Annotated in this window: 3 protein-coding genes; all 3 read right to left on the bottom strand. The window is 74.4% G+C overall.

The annotated features are described in order from the left end of the window. Positions 1-262: hypothetical protein (locus tag IT293_05640; GenBank protein MCC6764127.1), on the bottom strand; the 262-nt coding region annotated here is incomplete at its 3' end. A gap of 199 nt (positions 263-461) precedes the next feature. After that, positions 462-2,714, bottom strand: a complete 2,253-nt coding sequence (locus IT293_05635; protein MCC6764126.1) for a beta-propeller fold lactonase family protein — start codon at positions 2,712-2,714, stop codon at positions 462-464. Continuing rightward, positions 2,711-3,868: a metallophosphoesterase family protein gene (locus IT293_05630; GenBank protein MCC6764125.1), complete on the bottom strand. Its 1,158-nt coding sequence runs from the start codon at positions 3,866-3,868 to the stop codon at positions 2,711-2,713. Before IT293_05630 ends, IT293_05635 begins: the two co-directional genes overlap by 4 nt. Between the last annotated feature and the right edge of the window lie 96 nt (positions 3,869-3,964).

Here is a 3,964-nt window from a genome sequence, read left to right as displayed (position 1 = left end):
TGACCTCGATCGGCCCGAAGGCCGTCACGATCCGCCGCGTGCTCCGGCCACGGCTGTACATCGGCGCGGCGCACGGACCGCACACGATCCGCGCCTTGATCAGCGCGCGCTCGATCTTCCCGAGCATTTCCTTGAACGCGGTCGCGAGCGCGCGTCTCGCCTCGCGCCGGAAATCCCGTTGCAGATCCTTGAAGCCGCTGCGTCCGAGGTGGACCGCGACACCGAACGACACCTGAAAAGGGATCTCGCCTGCCCCCGCCATGCGAGTCGCTAAAGAGCAAGCCGGGTGCCGCGCCGCGGGGCGCACCGGTCCGGGCCACGTACGCGGTTGATTTCGTGGGCGTTCATGCCCTGAAAACCGCGGCCGGAGACGGCGAATCTCCGCTGCGCCGATGCCCGGAAGGGCAATCGTGCATGACCGGTATCGCGTCCGCCGTGGCGCACGTCACGTGGGTTCTCGCTCACTCCTGCGTCGTGATCACCTCCAGGACATCGCGCGTGCTCTGCACGGCGTAGAGCTCCGTGCCCGCGGGAGCGAGCGCCAGGCCGAGCACTCCCGGATCGCCGCTCTGCGGCCCGGTCGCGAGAACGGTGCTCGCGGCGAGCGTGATGGCGCCGCTCGCCGCGTCCCGCGCGAACGCGGCGACGACGTCGTCGTGGCCGCTCACCGTGAAGACCTGTGCGCCGTCGCCGCCGACCACGACCGCGTCGGGTCGTCCGAGGCCGTCGGGCGCGCCGAAGACATGGCGCCGCACCGCGCTCGGCGCGAGCGCGCCCGTCGCGGGGTCGCGCGCCAGGATCACGACGGCGCGCGCGAGCTCCGCGGCGACGTAGACGTGCGCGCCGTCCGGCGCGACCGCGAGCGCGCGCGCCCCGTCGAGGCCCGCCGCGCCGTTCTCGCCTTCCTTCACGCGCCCGACGAAGCTCAGAACGCCGGTCCCTGCGTCGCGCGCGAACGCGACCACCGCGTCGTCGTCGAACGCGGCGGCGTAGACGCTCGCGCCGTCCGGGCTGAGCGCAAGCGCGTACGGTCCGTGGAGGCCGGAGACTCCGCCCTCGCCGTTCTTCACCCGCGCGACGAACGTCACGGCGCCGGTCGCCGCGTCGCGCGCGAAGACCGCGATCGCATCCGCCGGATCCCCGGCGACGTACACGTGCTTGCCGTCCGGACTGACGGCGACCGCCCGGGCGCCGTTCAGACTGTCGAGCACGCCCGCACCGTTCTTCCGGCGCTGCACGAACGTCAGCACGCCGCTCCCGGCGTCGCGCGCGAAGACCGCGACCGCGTCGTCGCGTGCGCCCGCCACGTACACGTGCGCGCCGTCGGGGCTGAGCGCGAGGCCACGCGCCCCGTTCAGCCCGTCGACGCCGTCGATGCCGTCGAAGCTGACGCCGACCGGCGTCACGCGGCCGTCCTGCGGGTCGCGCCGGAATGCGGCCAGCGCATCGTCGTCGAAGCTCGCGACGTAGACGTGCGCGCCGTCGGGGCTCACGGCGACCGCGCGAGGACCGTCGAGCCCGTTGGCGGCTGCCGCGTCGTGGTGGACCGCTTGCACGGACGCGAGCCCGGAGGCCGGCTCGTCCGCGCAAACGCCGCTCCCGAGCCGGCGTCCCGCGTACGCCGCGAGCTCGCGCGCCCGCGGCGCTTCCCGCAGCACGATGGCCCGGCTGCGACATCGGTGCTGCCGGACGAGGCATCGCGCGTAGTCGTCGAGCGTGGCGAGCGACGCCACTCCATGACGAGCGCACTCGCTCGCGAGCGCGTCGAGATGGGCGCCGGTCGCCGCGCGCAGGACGTCGAACGGCAGGACGTCGCGGCCGCAACCCCGCCGGAGCGCGGCCGCCACCCCGTCGGCGACGCCCGCCGCGCGGGCGGCGTGCTCGGCGCACGCGACGGCCGCTTGCGGCAGGCAATCCGTCGGCGCGACCTTCTCGGGCTTCCCCGCGCCGGCCGCCGCGGTCACGGTCTGCACGCACGCCAACACGGCGCGCCCGCAGCGCGCCACGCCGCGGAGCTCGGCGTTCACCACCCGGTCGCCAACCCGCCCGATCGCGGCCGCACAACGCTTCACCGCTTTCGCGGCCCGCCGATCTCCGAGCCCGGTACCGCTGCCGCCGAAGTCCGGCAACGTGCTCGACGAGCCGAGCGACACTCCGCTCACCGCGACGAGCTCGCCGGCTCGCGGCAGCCGTGCGGCGAACAATCGGTCGGCCTCGGCAGCGTGCTGGGCGACCAGGCACCGCGCCAGCGACGCGACGTCGTGCACCACGACGGCGTCGTCCGCGCCGCAGCCGGACGTCGCCGTCGCCTGGCCGAGGCCGTCCGGCGCGAGCACGTCCGCGAATCCGAGCCCGCCGCACCGTCGCCGCAGCGCCCGCTCGACCGCCGGCACGTCCCGCGTCTCGTAGACGCGCAGGGCCCGCACGCAGCGCTCGCGGACGCCCGCGAGGCAGCCGTCCGCCCCCGGTCGCGTCTGGACGCACGCGAACGCCCCGCCGGCGCAGACGCCGAGCAGCCGGAGACGCCGCGCGACGAGGCGGGCGCCGCCGGCAACGAGCCCCTGCTGACACCGCACCGCCGCGGCGGCACGCGCCGGATCCGGCAACCGTTGCGCCGCGGCGGGCATCGACGCGTCCGCGACGAGCCCCGCGGCGATCACCCACACGGCCGCGGCGCGCAGACCGCGATCGCGCCGCCGGGCCGCCGATCTCACGAGCTCCTCCGCGGCAGGGTGACCCGGTCACGCACGAGACCGTCGGCGCGGATCATCTCGATGGCGACCGTGTCGTCCGCCACCGTGACACGCACGAAATGGAACGCCGACTCCGCGTAGGCCGTGAAGTCGCTGCTCCCGACCGGACGAATCGACTTTCCCCCGCCGCCCGTCGTGACGTAGACGGTCCCCGCGCCGGGCGCGACGACCGCGCCGTCCCGTAGCGGCTTGGTGCGCTCGTAGCTGTGGTCGTGCCCCATGAAGACGGCGGCGACCCGATGCTGGTCGAAGAGCGGCACCAGGTTGCGGCGAATCCGCGTGGCGTTGCCGTGCGTCCCGCTCGAGTACAGCGTGTGGTGGAGCACCACGAACTTCCACGGCGCCGTGCTGCCGGCGAGGTCGCGATCGAGGAAACGCCGCTGCGCGCTCTTGCGCCCGGTGGGCGCGTTGGAGTCGAGGACGACGACGTGCGCGGTGCCGTGATCGAACGAGTAGTATCCCTCGGCGCCCTCGGGGTTGTTCGCGGGGGTGACGAAGACGTCCCGCCAGATCACGCCGTCGTCGCGCTCCCGATCGTGGTTGCCGAGGCACGGCCACAGCACGACGCGGCTCATGAGCCCGCGATACGGCTCGAAGACGAGCCGGTCGAAGTCTTCCGGCCGCAGGATCTTGCGGTAGACCATGTCCCCCGTGTGCACGAGGAAGTCGGCCGGGCTCGCGAGCATCTGGTCCCGTACGGCGAGCTGCGTGGGACACCCGCATCCCGAGTCGCCGAAGACGAGGAACGAGAACCGCGGGCGGGGGCCATCGGTGCGAAACGAGGACTCGTCGCCGAGCCCGACGCCGTCGGCCCGCGGCATATAATGATACGCGGTCCCGGGCTGCAGCCCGTCGACTTCGACCGCACAGGACGTCCCGCCCGCGCCCTCCACCACTCGCGCCGGCTCCCCCTCGCCGCGGATCGCCAGCGAACACGCGGCCGGCGCGTCGGTCCGCCAGAGCACCGTCACGGACCGCTGCGTCACACGCTGGAGATACGGTCCACGGCTGAGCGCCGGGCCCGCCCCGGCGCTCGACGCGAGGCCGAAGAGCGCGCCGAGCTGCGCCACCGCCACGACGTAGTGGACGCGAGCGAGCCCCGTCCACGCCGTCATGGACGCGTCGCCGCTTCGACCGTCGGCGCGTCCGCCACGGCGTCCACGAGCGCCGCATGCGCATCGCCGTCCGGCACCGGCGCCACCGCCTCGGTC

Source organism: Deltaproteobacteria bacterium, from assembly GCA_020848745.1.
GTDB lineage: Bacteria > Desulfobacterota > Binatia > UTPRO1 > UTPRO1 > UTPRO1.
The sequence above is the reverse complement of the archived record's forward strand: the minus strand, read 5'-3'. Positions and strand labels throughout refer to the sequence as shown.

Bases quoted from the DNA above. Each gene is read 5' to 3' on its own strand.
- IT293_05630 (MCC6764125.1), bottom strand. From the start codon at position 3,868: ATGACGGCGTGGACGGGGCTCGCTCGCGTCCACTACGTCGTGGCGGTG.